The organism is Streptomyces sp. GbtcB7, from assembly GCF_019091445.1.
Lineage (GTDB): Bacteria > Actinomycetota > Actinomycetes > Streptomycetales > Streptomycetaceae > Streptomyces > Streptomyces mirabilis.
Genome location: NZ_JAGXJM010000019.1, coordinates 176,673 through 193,253, shown reverse-complemented (window position 1 = coordinate 193,253; position 16,581 = coordinate 176,673). Strand labels below are relative to the sequence as shown.

Genomic DNA, 16,581 nt, shown 5'->3' with positions numbered 1-16,581 from the left:
GGCACGGAAACAAGCCGATTTACGTCTTCCGCCACGATGACGTTTGCAACGACCGATGCTCACAACATCCGCACAGATCCTCTTCACCCTGCGCATTGCCATGATTACGCATATCTGCTTACAGCAGCTCACGCGAGGCTCCGACGGCGGCACGGACCGGCCGTCGCGCCATCTCGGCCACCGGTGAGGCGCCGTCGATGCCCGCACGCAGGCCGACCGTTTGCGCAAACAACTGCAACGACTGCGAAGCCGGCTGCGTGACTCAGGTCACCGAAAAACAAGAACCGGCCAGCCGCCGCGAAGGGCGTCTGACCGGTCCGGGATGTGGAGCCTAGGGGAGTCGAACCCCTGACATCTGCCATGCAAAGACAGCGCTCTACCAACTGAGCTAAGGCCCCGGAAGACAGGCGTCCGGCCGGTGGAATCGGATACCGGAGGGCGCCGCAGACCAGAGTACCGGGTCACCCCCGGGATCTCGCAAAAAGATTGGGGGTCCCCGTGGGCGACCACTCTCCGTAAGATGCTCGACGTGGTTCGCGACAGCGAACCGCCGTATTTGGGGAAGCGATGGGGAGACGCAATGGACGCCGCACAGCAGGAAGCAACCGCAAGAGCCCAAGAGCTGCAGCGGAACTGGTACGGAGAGCCGTTGGGGGCGCTCTTCCGTAGGCTCATCGAGGATCTGGGCCTCAACCAGGCGCGTCTTGCCGGGGTGCTGGGACTTTCCGCGCCCATGCTGTCGCAGCTGATGAGCGGTCAGCGTGCCAAGATCGGCAATCCCGCGGTGGTCCAGCGCGTGCAGCTGTTGCAGGACCTGGCGGGGCAGGTCGCGGACGGCAGCGTCAGCGCCGCCGAGGCGACCGAGCGCATGGACGAGATCAAGAAGTCGCAAGGGGGCTCGGTGCTCAGCAACACCACACAGTCGACGAACAGTTCAGGTGCGCCCACGGTGAAGCGGGTGGTGCGCGAGATCCAGTCGCTGCTGCGCTCCGTGGCAGCCGCGGGGGACATCATCGACGCGGCCGACACCCTCGCCCCGACCCACCCGGAACTGGCAGAGTTCCTCCGGGTGTACGGCGCCGGCCGCACCTCCGACGCGGTCGCGCACTACCAGTCGCACCAGAGCTGAGCCGGCGGCCCGGCCGCCGCACACCCGGCGCCGGGGGCTCAGGACGCCGTCCGGCTCCGCACCTCGGGCCGCCGGGCGTCTCAACGGGGGGCCCGCGCCGGACCGACCGCCGAAGGGGAGCGACGCACGACCATGGGTGAGGTCTTCGCCGGACGCTACGAACTGGTCGACCCGATCGGCCACGGGGGAGTCGGCGCGGTCTGGCGCTCCTGGGACCAGCGGCGGCGCCGTTATGTGGCCGCCAAGGTGCTCCAGCAGAGCGACGCGCACGCGCTGCTGCGCTTCGTGCGGGAGCAGGCGCTACGGATCGATCATCCACATGTGCTCGCGCCCGCCAGCTGGGCCGCCGACGACGACAAGGTCCTGTTCACCATGGACCTGGTGGCCGGGGGCTCCCTGGTCCACCTGGTCAACGACTACGGCCCGCTGCCGCCCCCGTTCGTCTGCACCCTGCTCGACCAACTCCTCTCGGGAGTCGCCGCGGTACACGCGGAGGGCGTCGTGCACCGTGACATCAAGCCCGCCAACATCCTGCTCGAAGCGACCGGTACGGCCCGTCCACGGCTGCGGCTGTCCGACTTCGGCATCGCGATGCGACTGGGTGAGCCACGGCTGACCGAGACCAACTACGTGGTGGGAACGCCCGGTTACTTCGCTCCCGAGCAGATGATGGGCGCCGAGCCGGACTTCCCCGCCGATCTGTTCGCCGTCGGGCTGGTCGCCCTCTACCTGCTCGAAGGGGCCAGACCCGATGCCAAGGCCCTGATCGAGTACTTCGCGGAGCACGGCACACCGACCGCTCCCCAGAGCATCCCCGAGCCGCTGTGGCAGGTCGTGGCCACGCTGTTGCAGCCGGACCCGCGGGCACGGTTCCGCACCGCGACCGGGGCACGCAAGGCGCTGGCCTCGGCCGCCGAGCTGCTGCCCGAGCCCGGCCCCGACGACGAGCTGGTCGAGGTCTTCGACCAACTCGGTCCGCTTCCCCCGGGGTTCGGCCCGGAAGGACCACTCAGGGCGACCACGCCAAGCGCCGCGGAGAACGCGGCTTCGTGGTCCGGCCCTGCCTCCGGCACCGGGACCGGGACCGGCCCCGACTCCGCGATCAACTCCAGCACCACTTCTGGCACGGCTTCCGGTGCTGCCTCCGGCTCCGGCACCGGTTCCGGCCCCCACGACTCGAGGCCGTGGCGTCACGATTCCGGGGCGCTGTCCCGGGAGCCCGTCTCCGGGGCCGCGTGGGCGGATCGTTCCTCCGGGGGCGTATGGCCTGCGTCCGACTCGGGTGGCGTACGACACGAGGCCGCCCCCGGCGCCGTACGACACGAGCCCGCGCCCGGCGCCGTACCCCCGCACCCCGCCCCCGGTTCCGTACCACCGCACCCCGCGCCCGACGCCACACCTCCGCAGCCGTCCACGATGTCGGACACCGGCAGCTTCCACCTGCCGCCACCGCAGCCACGGCCCCAGTCCTTGTGGCAGCACGATCAGCCCCCCACTCCCCCCACCTCGGTCGTGCTGCCGGTGCCGACCCCCACCCATGCCCTGCCGTTCGACCACACGCCCGTGCAGCCGCCCTCCCCCGTGCGGCCCGAGGAGCCGACCGCCGCGGCGCGTCAGCACGCGCAGCCCCGCCCCGGACCGCCCGCGAAGGTGGCCGTCCCGGTGCTGCTCCTCGCGCTGGCCTGTTTCGCGGTGGGCTTCTGGGCGCTGGCCCAGATCTGAGCTCCGGTGCCGTAAGCCCTGTCCCCTCTTGATGGGCCTACCAGCCGCGCGGCGTCGCCCGCCGTCGTGCGGCCACCGTCCACACCCCGAGCGCCAGCACCAGGACGGTCCCGGTGCCGATACCGCCCACGGCGACCAGCTTCATGGTGGTGCCGTCGTCGCTCCCGCCGCTTCCGGCAGACGCCGTCCCACCCGTGGTCGGCACGGAGTCACCGGTCGCGGAGTCGAACACGCCCCGCGGTACGGCCCGCCCCGCGTACGCCGGGCCGGTCTGCGCGGCGCCGTCCACCCGTACGCGCAGGGTCAGTCCGAACGGTCCGTCGCCGAACTTGTCGGCGACCTGCGCCGCGAGGTGTACGACGAGGTAGTACGAACCGGCGAACCGCATGCCGCTGATCCGGTCGTTGAAGGCATAGCGGTTGTCGTACTCGACGGGCGGCAGCGGATCCAGGGCGGCCGCCCGCTGGCTGCCGTCGTATCCCGCGCCCGCGTCGGTGACGAGTCCGCGCACGGGGTTGTAGAGGGACATGACGAGAGCCGTGCCCATGAATCCCTCGCCGCCGCTCGAACTGCCGAGTTCGGCGGTGGCGTAGAACTGCTGTCCCCAGTCGACCGGCACCTTGTAGAAGAGCGTCTGCCCGGGGCTGATCCCGTCCTTCCAGACTCCCTGTTCGAGGGCGCCGGCGGTGGTGAACCCCGCGCCGCCCCGGCGTGGCCGCGCGTCCCCCTGGAGGGCCTCGGGCGAGGCGGAGTTCCAGGCCTCGGGGGCACTGGTCGAACCCGCCTTCTTCAAGCGGGGTTCCGACACATAGCTCAGTTCGAGGTCCCAGGCGTCGGGGGAGGAGGGCGGGGAGGCCGAGGAGACGGGTGCCGCGGTGCGCTCGACGACCACGTAGTACGTTCCGGCCGTCTGGCAGGCGTACTTGCCGGGGCCGATCTCGCGCGACGCCCAGGCGGCGATGGGGTGGGGGCTCTGGGAGGCGCCGAAGTGGGCGGTCGTGGAGGAGGAGCAACTGCCGCTGTTGCCGTCCTGTACGGAGACCTTGACGCCGTCGGAGTAGGCGACCTTGGCGCCGCGCCTGGGGACGGCGGTGGCGGCGACGTACGCATTGGAGGTGGCGTCGAGCTCCAGGCGGTAGTAGAGCTTGCCGTCCTTACCGAGGGAACTGCGGTACGTCCCGCCGGGCTCCAGCCGTACGGCGTCCGTGGTGCCCGTGGCGCCCTGGACCGTCGTGGCGTCCTGGGCAAAGGCGTACGGCTTCGGCGTACCGGTCTCGGCGGCCGCGGCGGGCCGGCCGGGCAGGGCCGCTGTCGCGCACAAGACCGTTGCCACGATCGCGAGCGGCCGACCGCCGTGCCACCATGCCGTGCGCCGCCCCATCACACGCCACCCCTCGTCGTCACCCCGGACCGTGGCCCATCCTGCCCCGCCGGTCACGGAGCCACCCCCGCTATCCGCACAAGCGGCCGAAACGACCCGCCCGAAGGCCGATACCTTCGCTTACGCAATCGATTCGTTCACTGAAGCGAATCCAGGGCGAGTCGGGGCAATACAAAACCCCGACCGCGAGGGCGGCCGGGGTCTGATCTGAGACTGGTGTCGATTCTCACGAACCCGTGGGCACGGAGTCAGTCGCCTCCGTCCACAGATCCTGCTCGGCGCGATCCGCCTGGATCTGGCGGTACACGAGGAGCCCGCCGATGGCGGCCAGTGCGACCAGGAGAAGCTTCTTCACCGCGCGACCTCGTCTTTCGTTGACGTAGGGGACCTCTGGCGCCCGACTATACACACCGACCGATATCGATCGGTGACCTGCATCGGCCCCCAACTGCCGCACGGCTGAGAGCAGTAGGAGTGGATCCGGCCGCTCCGACCACGGTCGTATCGCAGGGTGATCACACCTCGCACACAGTGACTTTCGGCACCCTCTCGTACCTTTCAGGCGCTTTTCTGGCCTCTTGCGTCCATCCGAGTGGTGTTGATCTGAACATCGACGCGCCACGGGCGTCGGTCCACCACTTCGCAGCCCACATACACATCATGAGGAAAGTACGCAAATCGCCTGACCCGAAAGTGAGGGGCCATGACCCAGAACAAGGTCATGAAGCTGTGGACCGCCATCGTCACCGTCTTCGTCGCGCTGTGCACGGCGCTCGGTTTCATCACGACCACCGCGGCCGCGGCTGTACCGCAGGCCGAAGCGACGCGCAACAGCACGGTCTCCGCGACAGTGCCGACGATCTCTCCCTGGGCCGGTCCATACAGCCGGGCCCTGCCCCCCACGATGAAGCAACGCATCCGCGCCGAGGCCCACGGCTCCTCACCGAGCTGCCGGCACCGCCCGCCGACCGACGCCACCGAGGTCGACCCTGCCGACCTCGCGTCGCTCTACGCCTCTGAGGCCCCCACCGAGCCCGAAACCCGCCTGCAGCGCTGACCGGCGCGGCTCCGCCTCATCCCCCAGTCCCTCCCCCGACGTAGCGGCGAACTTGCGTACACCGCACTCACAGATCCGAAGGCCCGGCAGCTCGAAAGAGCTGCCGGGACTTCGCCATGTCCGGGACTTCGCCATGTCCGGCACCTCGCCGTGTCCGGCACCTCGCCGTGTCCGGCACCTCGCCGTGTCCGGCACACCAGCGCCGTTCGACAATCGTCAGGAGCGCCTCCCGGTGGCCTCGGATCTGGGCCCCTCCGGTAGCGTCCCGTGTCGTCTTCCCGGGACCACCAGGTCAGGAGGCAGTGCATGGCGCCAGTGATCTCGAACCGCGGGCCGTCGCGATCGGCGAACCCGGCCCAGCGGCTGGCGTTCTCCGTCCTGTTCGCGCTGATCGGGGCCGGGCTGGCTACGTTCGGGCTCTACCAGGCCGGCCACGCCGTGGGCCTGCTGGGCGAGCCCGGCACGCTCACGGTCGCGTCCTGCGCACGGGTCGGTCAGCCGAAATCCGAGATCCGGTGCACCGGCACCTTCCGGTCGGACGACGGCCGCTCCACGGACCCAGCGGCACGCTTCACCGTGAACCCGTCCTTGGCCTCGGGGCAGACCACCCGCCTGGACCGGGTCGACGTCGGCTCCTACGTACGGATCAGCCCGGCCCGCACCGAGAAGTACGCGGCATCGACGCTGTTCGGCATGGCGCTGTTCGCCTTCGCCGGGGCCGGATTCGCCTCCAGGGCGAACTCCACCGGCCGACCCGAACTCCGCGCGGGCCTCGTCAGCCGCGTAGGGCTCCGACTCGGTCAGGCGGGAATCGTCCTGCTGCTGGGTGCGGCACTCTGCGCAGTCATCGCTTTCCTGAGCCCACACTGATGTCAGCCACAGATGCCAAAAACCCCCGGGTGTGATCACCCGGGGGTTTTCTGGTTGGTGGGGCTAACAGGATTTGAACCTGTGGCCTCATCCTTATCAGGGATGCGCTCTAACCAACTGAGCTATAGCCCCGCCGCGCTTTGCGGTGTGTGTCCCGCGCGCTGACCTCTGAAGATTAGCGCACGACGCGGCCAGTCCCAAAATCGGTATCCCAGGCCTCCTGGCCGGGCCCGACGAGCTGCTGTTACTCGTCCTCGGCGAGGGTCAGTTCAATACCGCCGACGAAGCCCGCGGAGAGGTTGTAGATGAACGAGCCGAGCGTCGCGAGCGCCGTGGCGAGCACGACGTCGATGACCGCGATGATCGACGTGAACATCAGGACGTGCGGCAGGGAGAGGAACGACTGCAGGTCGAAGCCGTTCGACTCGTTCGAACCCGTCGCCTCGGAGATCGTGCCGCCGACCGTCGAGAAGACGCCCATCGCGTCCAGGACCATCCACAGCACCGCCGCCGCCACGATCGTGCAGATGCCGAGCGCGATGGAGAGCAGGAAGCTGACCTTCATCACCGACCAGGGGTCGGTCTTGGCCACCCGCAGCCGCGCCTTGCGGGTACGGGGCGCGGTGCGCGCTCCGGTCCGCGGCCGGCGTACGGCGCCGGACGGCGACGGCGTCTGAGCCGGGTACGCCTGCGGCGGGTGGTACGGCTGCGCGGGCTGCTGCGGCTGCCGTTCCCCCGGCAGCGCGGAGCCGGCCTCGGGTGCGGCCCCGGCAGGGGCCGCCGAAGCGGGCGAACCGGCCGAAGGAGCCCCCGGTGGGGGCGCCGAAGCGGGCGCCGCACCGGGCGCGGCCTTGGTCTTTGCCGGACCGGCCGCCGCCGGGCCCGCTCCGGCCGCGTACTGCTGGGCCTGCGGGCCTCGGGTGTCCGTCACAGTTCCCCCCTGGGATCCATGAGAGTCATGGGAGTCAGTCGTCTCCGCGGCGGAGCCACGGCCGCCGTCCGTATCCGTACCGGTCGATCCGGCGCCCGTGGCTCCGCTCACGATGACTCACTCCTCGCGCTACTCGGACGAGGACTGCTCGCCCTCGTCCGTACCGACGGCCTCGATGCCCTCGGCGGTCTCGTCCTCGGCGATCTCGCCGTCGACTTCCTCCGCCTCGCGACCGGCCTCGGCGTTACGAGCGATGCCGACCACGGCATCGCGCTTGCCCAGGTTGATCAGTTGGACACCCATGGTGTCACGGCCCGTCTCCCTGACCTCGTTGACTCGCGTGCGAATCACACCGCCGGACAGGGAGATGGCGAGGATCTCGTCCGTCTCCTCGACCACCAGCGCGCCGACGAGGGACCCGCGGTCCTCGACGATCTTGGCGGCCTTGATACCGAGGCCACCACGACCCTGAACGCGGTACTCGTCAACAGCGGTCCGCTTCGCGTACCCGCCGTCCGTAGCAGTGAACACGAACGTACCGGGTCGAACAACATTCATCGAGAGCAGCTCGTCGCCCTCGCGGAAACTCATCCCCTTGACGCCCGAGGTCGCACGGCCCATGGGCCGCAGGGCGTCGTCCGTCGCCGTGAACCTGATCGACTGCGCCTTCTTACTGATCAGCAGCAGATCGTCCTCGGCCGATACGAGTTCGGCTCCGATCAGTTCGTCGTCGGAACCGTCCTCCGTCTCGCGGAGATTGATCGCGATGACACCGCCGGAGCGCGGGGAATCGTAATCCTTCAGAGGCGTCTTCTTCACGAGGCCGCCCTTGGTGGCCAGCACCAGATAAGGCACCGCCTCGTAGTCACGGATCGCGAGGATCTCGGCGATCGCCTCGTCCGGCTGGAAGGCCAGCAGGTTCGCGACGTGCTGTCCACGCGCGTCACGCCCGGCGTCCGGGAGCTCGTACGCCTTCGCGCGGTAGACGCGGCCCTTGTTGGTGAAGAACAGCAGCCAGTGGTGCGTGGTCGACACGAAGAAGTGGTCGACGATGTCGTCCTGCTTCAGCTTCGCGCCGCGTACGCCCTTGCCGCCCCGCTTCTGGGAGCGGTAGTCCTCGGTCTTGGTCCGCTTGATGTAGCCGCCACGCGTGATGGTGACGACGATGTCCTCTTCGGCGATCAGGTCCTCGATGGACATGTCACCGTCGAAGGGCACCAGCTTGGAGCGACGGTCCTCGCCGAACTTGTCGACGATCGCCGTGAGTTCCTCGCTGATGATGGAGCGCTGGCGCTCCGGCGAGGCGAGGATCGCGTTGTACTCGGTGATCTTCGCCTGGAGCTCGTCGTGCTCCTGGATGATCTTCTGACGCTCCAGGGCTGCCAGTCGGCGCAGCTGCATCTCGAGGATGGCGTTCGCCTGGATCTCGTCGATCTCCAGGAGGCCCATCAGGCCCTCGCGCGCGATCTCGACGGTGTCACTGCGCCGGATCAGCGCGATGACCTCGTCGATGGCGTCCAGGGCCTTCAGGAGGCCACGCAGGATGTGCGCGCGCTCCTCGGCCTTGCGCAGCCTGAAGCGCGTACGACGGACGATGACCTCGATCTGGTGCGTCACCCAGTGGCGGATGAACGCGTCGAGCGACAGCGTGCGCGGAACGCCGTCCACCAGCGCCAGCATGTTGGCGCCGAAGTTCGACTGCAGATCGGTGTGCTTGTAGAGGTTGTTCAGGACGACCTTGGCGACCGCGTCGCGCTTCAGGACGATGACCAGCCGCTGGCCCGTACGGGACGAGGTCTCGTCACGGACGTCCGCGATGCCGCCGACCTTGCCGTCCTTCACCAGGTCGGCGATCTTCTGCGCGAGGTTGTCGGGGTTGGTCTGGTAGGGGAGCTCCGTGACCACCAGGCACTGGCGGTTCTGGATCTCCTCGACCTCGACGACCGCGCGCATCGTGATGGAGCCACGGCCCGTGCGGTACGCCTCCTCGATGCCCTTTCGGCCCACTACAAGGGCGCCGGTCGGGAAATCGGGGCCCTTGATGCGCTCGATCAGGGCGTCGAGCAGCTCCTCGTGGCTGGCCTCGGGGTTCTCGAGGTACCACTGGGCGCCGGCCGCGACCTCACGGAGGTTGTGCGGCGGGATGTTGGTGGCCATGCCGACCGCGATGCCCGCCGAGCCGTTGATCAGCAGGTTCGGGAACCGGGCCGGCAGAACCGTCGGCTCCTGGTTGCGGCCGTCGTAGTTGTCCGTGAAGTCGACGGTCTCCTCGTCGATGTCACGGACCATCTCCATGGACAGCGGCGCCATCTTGCACTCGGTGTAGCGCATGGCGGCCGCGGGGTCGTTGCCCGGAGAGCCGAAGTTGCCGTTGGAGTCCACCAGCGGCATCCGCATCGACCACGGCTGCGCGAGGCGGACCAGCGCGTCGTAGATCGAGGAGTCGCCGTGCGGGTGGTAGGTGCCCATGACGTCACCGACGACGCGGGCGCACTTGTAGAAGCCCTTCTCGGGCCGGTAGCCGCCGTCGTACATGGCGTACAGGACGCGGCGGTGGACGGGCTTGAGGCCGTCCCGGACATCGGGCAGCGCGCGCGACACGATGACGGACATCGCGTAGTCGAGATACGAGCGCTGCATCTCCGTCTCGAGCCCGACGGGCTCGACGCGCAGGGTGATCTCGCCGCCTTCTTCAGGCGTGCTCTGAGTGTTCTCGTCGGCCATTGCTGGTGAAGATCCTTTCTGCTGCGGTCAGCTGAGACCGACTCAGATGTCGAGGAAGCGGACGTCCTTGGCATTGCGCTGGATGAACGCGCGGCGGGCCTCGACGTCCTCGCCCATGAGGACCGAGAACAGGTCGTCGGCCTGGGCGGCGTCGTCGAGCGTGACCTGGCCGAGGACCCGGTGCTCCTGGTCCATGGTCGTGATCCGCAGCTCCTCGGCGTTCATCTCGCCGAGGCCCTTGAAGCGCTGGACCGAGTCGTCGCGGATGCGCTTGCCGGCCTGCTTGCCCAGCTCGATCAGCGCGTCGCGCTCACGGTCCGAGTACGCGTACTCGAAGTCATCCCGGCCCCACTTGATCTTGTACAGCGGGGGGCGCGACAGGAACACGTGCCCGGCCTCGACCAGCGGCCGCATGAAGCGGAACAGGAAGGTCAGCAGCAGGGTGTTGATGTGCTGGCCGTCGACGTCGGCGTCCGCCATCAGGATGATCTTGTGATAGCGGAGCTTCTCGATGTCGAAGTCCTCGTGGACCCCGGTGCCGAAGGCCGAGATCAGCGCCTGGATCTCCTGGTTCTGCAGGATCTTGTCGATCCGCGCCTTCTCGACGTTGAGGATCTTGCCTCGGATCGGGAGGATCGCCTGGTACTGCGGGTTGCGGCCGGACTTGGCCGAGCCACCGGCGGAGTCACCCTCGACGATGAAGATCTCGCACTTGGTGGGGTCGTTCGACTGGCAGTCGGACAGCTTGCCCGGCAGGGACGCCGTCTCAAGGAGGCCCTTGCGGCGGGTGAGGTCGCGGGCCTTGCGGGCCGCCACGCGCGCGGTGGCCGCCTGGATGGACTTGCGGACGATGTCCGCGGCCTCGTTCGGGTTGCGGTCCAGCCAGTCGTTGAGGTGCTCGTAGACGGCCTTCTGGACGAAGGTCTTCGCCTCCGTGTTGCCCAGCTTGGTCTTCGTCTGACCCTCGAACTGCGGCTCGCTCAGCTTGACCGAGATGATCGCGGTCAGACCCTCGCGGATGTCGTCACCGGTGAGGTTGTCGTCCTTCTCGCGCAGCAGCTTCTTGTCGCGCGCGTACTTGTTGATCAGCGAGGTCAGCGCCGCACGGAAGCCCTCCTCGTGCGTACCGCCCTCGTGGGTGTGGATGATGTTGGCGAAGGAGTACACGCCCTCGCTGTAGCCGCTGTTCCACTGCATCGCGACCTCGAGGGACAGGCTCTTGTCCTTGTCCTCGGCCTCGAGATCGATGACGGTGGGGTGCACCGCGTCTCCCTTGCGGGAGTTGAGGTACTTCACGAAGTCGACGATGCCGCCCTCGTAGTGGTACGTGACGGTCTTGACCTCGGCCTTCTCGTCCGCACCCGCCTCGTCCGCACCGGCCGTGGCCTTCGCCGACTCGCGCTCATCAGTGAGTTTGATCGTCAAACCCTTGTTGAGGAACGCCATCTCCTGGAAGCGCCGCGAGAGCGTCTCGAAGGAGTACTCGGTCGTCTCGAAGATGTCGCCGTCGGCCCAGAAGGTGACCGAGGTGCCGGTCTCGTCGGTGGCCTCGTGCTCGACGAGAGGGGCGGTCGGGACGCCCATCTTGTAGTCCTGCGTCCAGCGCCGTCCGTCGGTCTTGACCTCGACGGAGACCTTGCTCGACAGGGCGTTCACGACGGAGACGCCGACGCCGTGCAGACCACCGGAGACCGCGTAGCCGCCGCCGCCGAACTTACCGCCCGCGTGCAGGACCGTCAGCACGACCTCGAGGGCCGGCTTCCCTTCGGAGGGAACGATGCCCACGGGGATGCCGCGGCCGTTGTCCACGACACGCACGCCGCCGTCGGCGAGGATCGTGATGTCGATCGTGTCCGCGTGGCCGGCCAGCGCCTCGTCGACGGAGTTGTCGACGACCTCGTACACGAGGTGGTGCAGTCCGCGCTCGCCGGTCGAGCCGATGTACATACCGGGTCGCTTGCGAACCGCGTCCAGACCCTCGAGGACGGTGATGGCGCTGGCGTCGTACGAGGCTGTGACCTCGCCGTTCGAGGTCGTGGCCTCGGCGTTGTCGCCGGCGTCGGTGGACGGGGTGTTCTCGTTGGGGTTGCCGGAATCGGCCACGAAGCGCCCTTTCTGGCACAGCACAAGCCAAGCTCGTCGGCGGGTTGCCGGAGCGGCTGCGGCACGTTGCGTTGGTAAGCCTTGATCAGCGTTGCTCAGCTTTTCCCGGACGGTCCCCGCAAGCGGGGCGGGATTAGCTTCCAGTCTACCGGTAGCGCCGACAGTGATGGGGGTTTGCCGGTACCTGAGTCCGCATGTGCCGCCCTGAACCGGTCTCTCCCGACTCCCCATATGTGCACCCGGGCTCAAAGAGGCTTACAGCGGCACTCAGCGCTTCCGGGTGTCAACCCTTGGCTACCGCGGAGTCAGGTCGGTGTTCGCAACCGCGTGCACTCCCGCGCAGGGGCCGGTCGATGTGGCCTCTGTCACCCGTAGGTGTCGCCGGGACCTGTGCTTCCAGGGGCGCGCAAGGGGCCGAAGCGGCGCGCGGGACCATGGGGGCCCTGCACCTTGATCAGCCGCACCGTGCCGTGCCCGAGGTCCTGGTTCAGCCGCGCGACCACCTGCGGGGCGAGCAGCCGCAACTGGGTGGCCCAGGCGGTCGAGTCGCACTGCACGGTCAGCACCCGCTCGTCCTCGTCGTACTTCTGCGGGACGCAGTGCTTGGCCAGGTCCTCGCCGACGATCTGCGGCCAGCGGCCCATCACACCGCCCACCGCGGCCGGGGTCTCCCAACCGCGCTCGGTGAGCAGCCGGTTGATCGCGGCGCCGAGCGCCATCGGATCACGCCCGTCGGCGCGCGCGCCGGAGCGCAGGCCGCCGCGCCGCGCCTGCTTCTTCTGCTGCGCCGCGTCCCCCCGCGCGCGTGCCTGCTCCTTCGCGGCGCGCAACGCCACGCGCGCGAGGTCGACACCGGAGTGCTCGGGGGTCTTCTTGGAGGCCGTTTCCGGACCCTTCTCCGGAGCTCCCTCGGAGGCGGCCGATCCGCCGGGTGTGTTCTCCGTCATACCCGCTCCACCGTGCCCTCGGAGACGACATACCGCGTTCCCGTCAGTACGTCCGGTACGTCGTCGTCGACCGCGGCCGTCACGAGGACCTGCTCGCCGGGAGCGACGAGTTCGGCGAGGCGCTCTCTTCTGCGGCTGTCCAGCTCGGCGAAGACGTCGTCGAGGACCAGCACCGGTTCATTGCCCTCGGCCCTCAGGAGGTCGTACGAGGCCAGGCGCAGCGCCAGCGCGTACGACCAGGACTCGCCGTGGGAGGCGTATCCCTTGGCGGGCATCTGACCGAGTTTGAGAACCACATCGTCCCGATGGGGTCCTACGAGGGTCACGCCCCGCTCGATCTCCTGCTTGCGGACCTCGGCGAGCGCCGCCATCACCTGCTCGTACAGGTCCTCGCGGGTGTGCGCCTCGCCGGGCGCGGACGGCTTGTACTCCAGGGCGACGGGTCCGCCACCGGGGGCCAGCTGCTCGTACGCCTTGTCGGCCAGCGGCTGAATCGCGGCGACCAGGTCGAGCCGCTGGGCCAGCAGCTCGGCGCCCACGCGTGCGAGGTGCTGGTCCCACACGTCGAGCGTGGAGAGGTCCATGGTGCGGCCGCCGTGACGGCGGGCCAGCGCGGCCGACTTCAGGAGGGTGTTGCGCTGCTTGAGGACCCGCTCGTAGTCGGAGCGGACGCCCGCCATCCGTGGGGAGCGGGCGGTGATCAGCTCGTCCAGGAAGCGGCGCCGCTCACCGGGGTCGCCCTTGATCAGCGCGAGATCCTCGGGCGCGAACAGCACGGTCCGCACGATACCGAGCACATCACGGGGTCTGACCTGCGAGGACCTGTTGATGCGGGCACGGTTGGCCCTGCCGGGGTTCAGTTCGAGCTCGACGAGCTGCTGGCGCTCGCCCTGGCGGACATTGGCCCGGATGATCGCCCGGTCCGCGCCCATGCGCACCAGCGGCGCGTCGGAGGAGACGCGGTGGCTGCCGAGGGTCGCGAGATAGCCGACCGCCTCGACCAGATTCGTCTTGCCCTGTCCGTTGGGGCCCACGAACGCGGTGACGCCCGGGTCGAGCGGGACCTCGACCCGGGCGTACGAGCGGAAGTCGGCCAGCGACAGATGCGTCACGTGCATGGTCGTTCGCCGACCTCCCCCAGGGTTGTGGATCCACCGCCGCACGGCCTGTGGATCTGTGGATTACTTCGTCTCGACCGCGTGGCCGCCGAACTGGTTGCGCAGCGCCGCGACCATCTTCATCTGCGGCGAGTCCTCCTGCCGCGAGGCGAACCGCGCGAACAGCGACGCGGTGATCGCGGGCAGCGGCACCGCGTGGTCGATGGCCGCTTCCACGGTCCAGCGGCCCTCGCCGGAGTCCTGTGCGTAACCGCGCAGCTTCTCCAGGTGCTCGTCCTCGTCCAGGGCGTTCACCGCCAGGTCCAGCAGCCAGGAACGGATGACCGTGCCTTCCTGCCAGGAGCGGAAGACCTCGCGCACGTCGGTGACGGAGTGGACCTTCTCCAGGAGCTCCCAGCCCTCGGCGTAGGCCTGCATCATGGCGTACTCGATGCCGTTGTGGACCATCTTGGAGAAGTGGCCCGCTCCGACCTTGCCGGCGTGCACCGCGCCGAAGTCGCCCTCCGGCTTGAGTGCCTCGAAGATCGGCTGCACCTTGGCGATGTTCTCGGCGTCGCCGCCGTACATCAGCGCATAGCCGTTCTCCAGGCCCCAGACGCCGCCGGAGACGCCGCAGTCGACGAAACCGATGCCCTTGGCCGCCAGTTCCTCCGCGTGCTTCTCGTCGTCCGTCCAGCGGGAGTTGCCGCCGTCCACGACGACGTCCCCGGGCTCCAGGAACTCGCCGAGCTGGTCGACGGTGGACTGCGTGGCGGCGCCGGCCGGGACCATCACCCACACCACGCGCGGACCCTTGAGCTTGCCCACAAGGTCTTCCAGGCTGTGGACATCGGCGAGGTCCGGGTTGCGGTCGTATCCGATGACGGTGTGGCCTGCGCGGCGGATCCGCTCGCGCATGTTGCCGCCCATCTTGCCGAGGCCGACGAGACCGAGCTCCATCAGGTTGTTCCTTAGGTTTGCGACGTGGCGTGAGGGCACTTTCGTACCTGTGTCTGAGCCTAAACCCGGACGCTCACGCACACCTGTGGGCATAGCCGCTCAGGCGTTCAGCCCACTGCGGATGCGCCCGCCGGACCGATCGGCCGACCGTCCGGCGGGCTCACCTCACTCAGCCGCTCAGGCGCACCGGCATGATCAGGTACTTGTAGGCCTCGTCCGCCTCGGCGTCCACCGCGGGCTTGCCGCTCAGCAGCGCGGGCTTCGTGGACGTCGTGAAGGAGAGCTGCGCCACCGGCGAGTCGATGGCGCTGAGGCCGTCGAGCAGGAACGTCGGGTTGAAGGCGATCGAGACGTCGTCGCCCTCCAACTGTGCGTCGACCCTTTCCACAGCCTGTGCGTCGTCGCTGGAGCCCGCCTCCAGGATCAGCACGCCCTGCTCGAAGCTCAGACGCACCGGGGTGTTGCGCTCGGCGACCAGGGCCACACGCTTGACGGCCTCCACGAAGGGGGCGGTCTCGATCACCGCGATGGAGTTGAACTCCGTCGGGAACAGCGAGCGGTACTTCGGCAGGTCGCCCTCCAGCAGGCGGGTGGTCGTGCGCCGGCCCGCCCCCTCGAAGCCGATGAGGCCCTCGCCGGCGCCCGAGCCGGACAGCGCCAGGATCACGCTGTCGCCGCTCGTGAGGGCCTTGGCGGTGTCCAGGAGCGTCTTGGCGGGCACCAGGGCCACCGCGGACGCCTCGGGGTTCTCCGGCTTCCACATGAACTCGCGGACCGCGAAGCGGTAGCGGTCGGTGGAGGCCAGCGTGACCGTGTCGCCCTCGATCTCGATGCGCACACCGGTGAGCACGGGCAGCGTGTCGTCACGGCCCGCCGCGATGGCCACCTGGGCGGCCGCCGAGGCGAAGACCTCACCGGGGACGGTGCCGGTCGCCGACGGCATCTGCGGCAGCGCGGGGTACTCCTCCACAGGCAGGGTGTGGAGTGTGAATCGCGAGGAGCCGCAGACCACGGTCGCTCGTACACCGTCTGTGGAAATCTCCACCGGCCGGTTGGGGAGGGCGCGGCAGATGTCCGCGAGCAGGCGGCCGGAGACGAGGACCGTGCCCTCTTCGTCGATCTCCGCGTCCACAGAGACGCGTGCCGAGACCTCGTAGTCAAAGCTGGAGAGGCTCAGTGCGCCCTCCTCGGCCTTCAGAAGGAGGCCGGCGAGCACAGGCGCCGGCGGACGGGCCGGGAGGCTGCGTGCCGCCCAGGCCACTGCCTCCGCGAGTACGTCGCGTTCCACCCGGATCTTCACCGTTGCCGCCTCCGTCTGTTGCCGGCGCTCTCGCCCTGCTGGCCTTCGTCGTCTGACTCGGTGTCGTTCAGCCCTGTGACGGGCAGGACACCGGGGACCAGTCTGACGCACCGCGCTGACAGTCGGTGCCCCTCGGGGTCAAGTCGTGCCGAGCGGCACCAGAGCCTCCGAGAGCGAGTTGTGCACAGCCCCGTCTTCGAAACGATTCCCAGCCTCTATCTAGTTGGTCTTAGTAGTAGGGCCTGTGGAAACCGTGGATAACCTCGTTTTCGCAGGTCAGACGGGATTTTTTGTCCACTGACCCTGTGGGCGGAGGCGGTGGACAACCGGGGGTCTCTGTGGACGACGAAAAGTTCTGCA

Annotated in this window: 13 protein-coding genes and 2 tRNA genes; 4 read left to right on the top strand and 11 right to left on the bottom strand. The window is 68.8% G+C overall.

The window, feature by feature from the left end:
* Positions 1-325 precede the first annotated feature (325 nt).
* Positions 326-398: transfer RNA gene (locus KVT44_RS29420), tRNA-Ala, on the bottom strand.
* Positions 399-580: 182 nt separating this feature from the next.
* Between KVT44_RS29420 and KVT44_RS29415 the strand changes: the two genes are divergently transcribed.
* Together KVT44_RS29415 and KVT44_RS29410 are read left to right on the top strand one after the other, a co-directional pair.
* A complete protein-coding gene (locus KVT44_RS29415; protein ID WP_099921700.1) occupies positions 581-1,129 on the top strand; it encodes a helix-turn-helix domain-containing protein in 549 nt (182 codons plus the stop codon).
* A gap of 132 nt (positions 1,130-1,261) precedes the next feature.
* Complete coding sequence (locus tag KVT44_RS29410; protein WP_217569850.1) at positions 1,262-2,851, top strand: serine/threonine-protein kinase; 1,590 nt, start codon at positions 1,262-1,264, stop codon at positions 2,849-2,851.
* A gap of 37 nt (positions 2,852-2,888) precedes the next feature.
* Here the strand turns inward: KVT44_RS29410 and KVT44_RS29405 are convergent, their stop codons facing one another.
* Together KVT44_RS29405 and KVT44_RS29400 are read right to left on the bottom strand one after the other, a co-directional pair.
* Positions 2,889-4,289 (bottom strand): hypothetical protein, encoded by a 1,401-nt coding sequence (locus KVT44_RS29405; RefSeq protein WP_308314141.1) that lies wholly within the window; start codon positions 4,287-4,289, stop codon positions 2,889-2,891.
* Between the two features lie 169 nt (positions 4,290-4,458).
* Entirely contained in the window at positions 4,459-4,587 is a 129-nt protein-coding gene (locus KVT44_RS29400; RefSeq protein ID WP_003999697.1) for a DLW-39 family protein, read from the bottom strand.
* Between the two features lie 348 nt (positions 4,588-4,935).
* Between KVT44_RS29400 and KVT44_RS29395 the strand changes: the two genes are divergently transcribed.
* Both KVT44_RS29395 and KVT44_RS29390 read left to right on the top strand, forming a co-directional pair.
* Positions 4,936-5,289 (top strand): DUF6344 domain-containing protein, encoded by a 354-nt coding sequence (locus KVT44_RS29395; protein ID WP_099921703.1) that lies wholly within the window; start codon positions 4,936-4,938, stop codon positions 5,287-5,289.
* A gap of 306 nt (positions 5,290-5,595) precedes the next feature.
* Positions 5,596-6,159: a hypothetical protein gene (locus KVT44_RS29390; RefSeq protein ID WP_217569848.1), complete on the top strand. Its 564-nt coding sequence runs from the start codon at positions 5,596-5,598 to the stop codon at positions 6,157-6,159.
* A 55-nt stretch (positions 6,160-6,214) separates the two neighbouring features.
* Here KVT44_RS29390 and KVT44_RS29385 read toward each other — a convergent pair.
* From KVT44_RS29385 to dnaN, 8 genes are all read right to left on the bottom strand, one after another.
* Positions 6,215-6,291, bottom strand: a tRNA-Ile gene (locus KVT44_RS29385).
* Between the two features lie 112 nt (positions 6,292-6,403).
* A complete protein-coding gene (locus tag KVT44_RS29380; RefSeq protein WP_217569846.1) occupies positions 6,404-7,201 on the bottom strand; it encodes a DUF3566 domain-containing protein in 798 nt (265 codons plus the stop codon).
* Between the two features lie 18 nt (positions 7,202-7,219).
* Positions 7,220-9,814 carry a DNA gyrase subunit A gene (gene gyrA, locus KVT44_RS29375; RefSeq protein WP_099921706.1) on the bottom strand — a complete coding sequence of 865 codons (2,595 nt, stop codon included), beginning with the start codon at positions 9,812-9,814 and terminating at the stop codon, positions 7,220-7,222.
* Positions 9,815-9,856: 42 nt separating this feature from the next.
* Positions 9,857-11,917, bottom strand: coding sequence for a DNA topoisomerase (ATP-hydrolyzing) subunit B (gene gyrB / locus KVT44_RS29370; protein ID WP_180294005.1), 2,061 nt, complete (start codon positions 11,915-11,917; stop codon positions 9,857-9,859).
* A gap of 365 nt (positions 11,918-12,282) precedes the next feature.
* Entirely contained in the window at positions 12,283-12,864 is a 582-nt protein-coding gene (locus KVT44_RS29365; RefSeq protein ID WP_217569844.1) for a DUF721 domain-containing protein, read from the bottom strand.
* The gene (gene recF, locus KVT44_RS29360) at positions 12,861-13,982 is read right to left on the bottom strand and encodes a DNA replication/repair protein RecF (RefSeq protein WP_217569842.1); all 1,122 of its coding nucleotides are present in this window, start codon (positions 13,980-13,982) and stop codon (positions 12,861-12,863) included. Before recF ends, KVT44_RS29365 begins: the two co-directional genes overlap by 4 nt.
* Before the next feature lie 63 nt (positions 13,983-14,045).
* Positions 14,046-14,921, bottom strand: a complete 876-nt coding sequence (gene gnd / locus KVT44_RS29355) for a phosphogluconate dehydrogenase (NAD(+)-dependent, decarboxylating) (RefSeq protein WP_217569840.1) — start codon at positions 14,919-14,921, stop codon at positions 14,046-14,048.
* A gap of 169 nt (positions 14,922-15,090) precedes the next feature.
* Positions 15,091-16,221, bottom strand: a complete 1,131-nt coding sequence (gene dnaN / locus KVT44_RS29350; RefSeq protein ID WP_099921710.1) for a DNA polymerase III subunit beta — start codon at positions 16,219-16,221, stop codon at positions 15,091-15,093.
* Positions 16,222-16,581 lie beyond the last annotated feature (360 nt).

Coding starts and splice junctions, on each gene's coding strand:
- KVT44_RS29415 (WP_099921700.1), top strand. CDS start 581: ATGGACGCCGCACAGCAGGAAGCAACCGCAAGAGCCCAAGAGCTGCAG.
- KVT44_RS29410 (WP_217569850.1), top strand. CDS start 1,262: ATGGGTGAGGTCTTCGCCGGACGCTACGAACTGGTCGACCCGATCGGC.
- KVT44_RS29395 (WP_099921703.1), top strand. CDS start 4,936: ATGACCCAGAACAAGGTCATGAAGCTGTGGACCGCCATCGTCACCGTC.
- KVT44_RS29390 (WP_217569848.1), top strand. CDS start 5,596: ATGGCGCCAGTGATCTCGAACCGCGGGCCGTCGCGATCGGCGAACCCG.
- gyrA (WP_099921706.1), bottom strand. CDS start 9,814: ATGGCCGACGAGAACACTCAGAGCACGCCTGAAGAAGGCGGCGAGATC.
- KVT44_RS29365 (WP_217569844.1), bottom strand. CDS start 12,864: ATGACGGAGAACACACCCGGCGGATCGGCCGCCTCCGAGGGAGCTCCG.
- recF (WP_217569842.1), bottom strand. CDS start 13,982: ATGCACGTGACGCATCTGTCGCTGGCCGACTTCCGCTCGTACGCCCGG.
- gnd (WP_217569840.1), bottom strand. CDS start 14,921: ATGGAGCTCGGTCTCGTCGGCCTCGGCAAGATGGGCGGCAACATGCGC.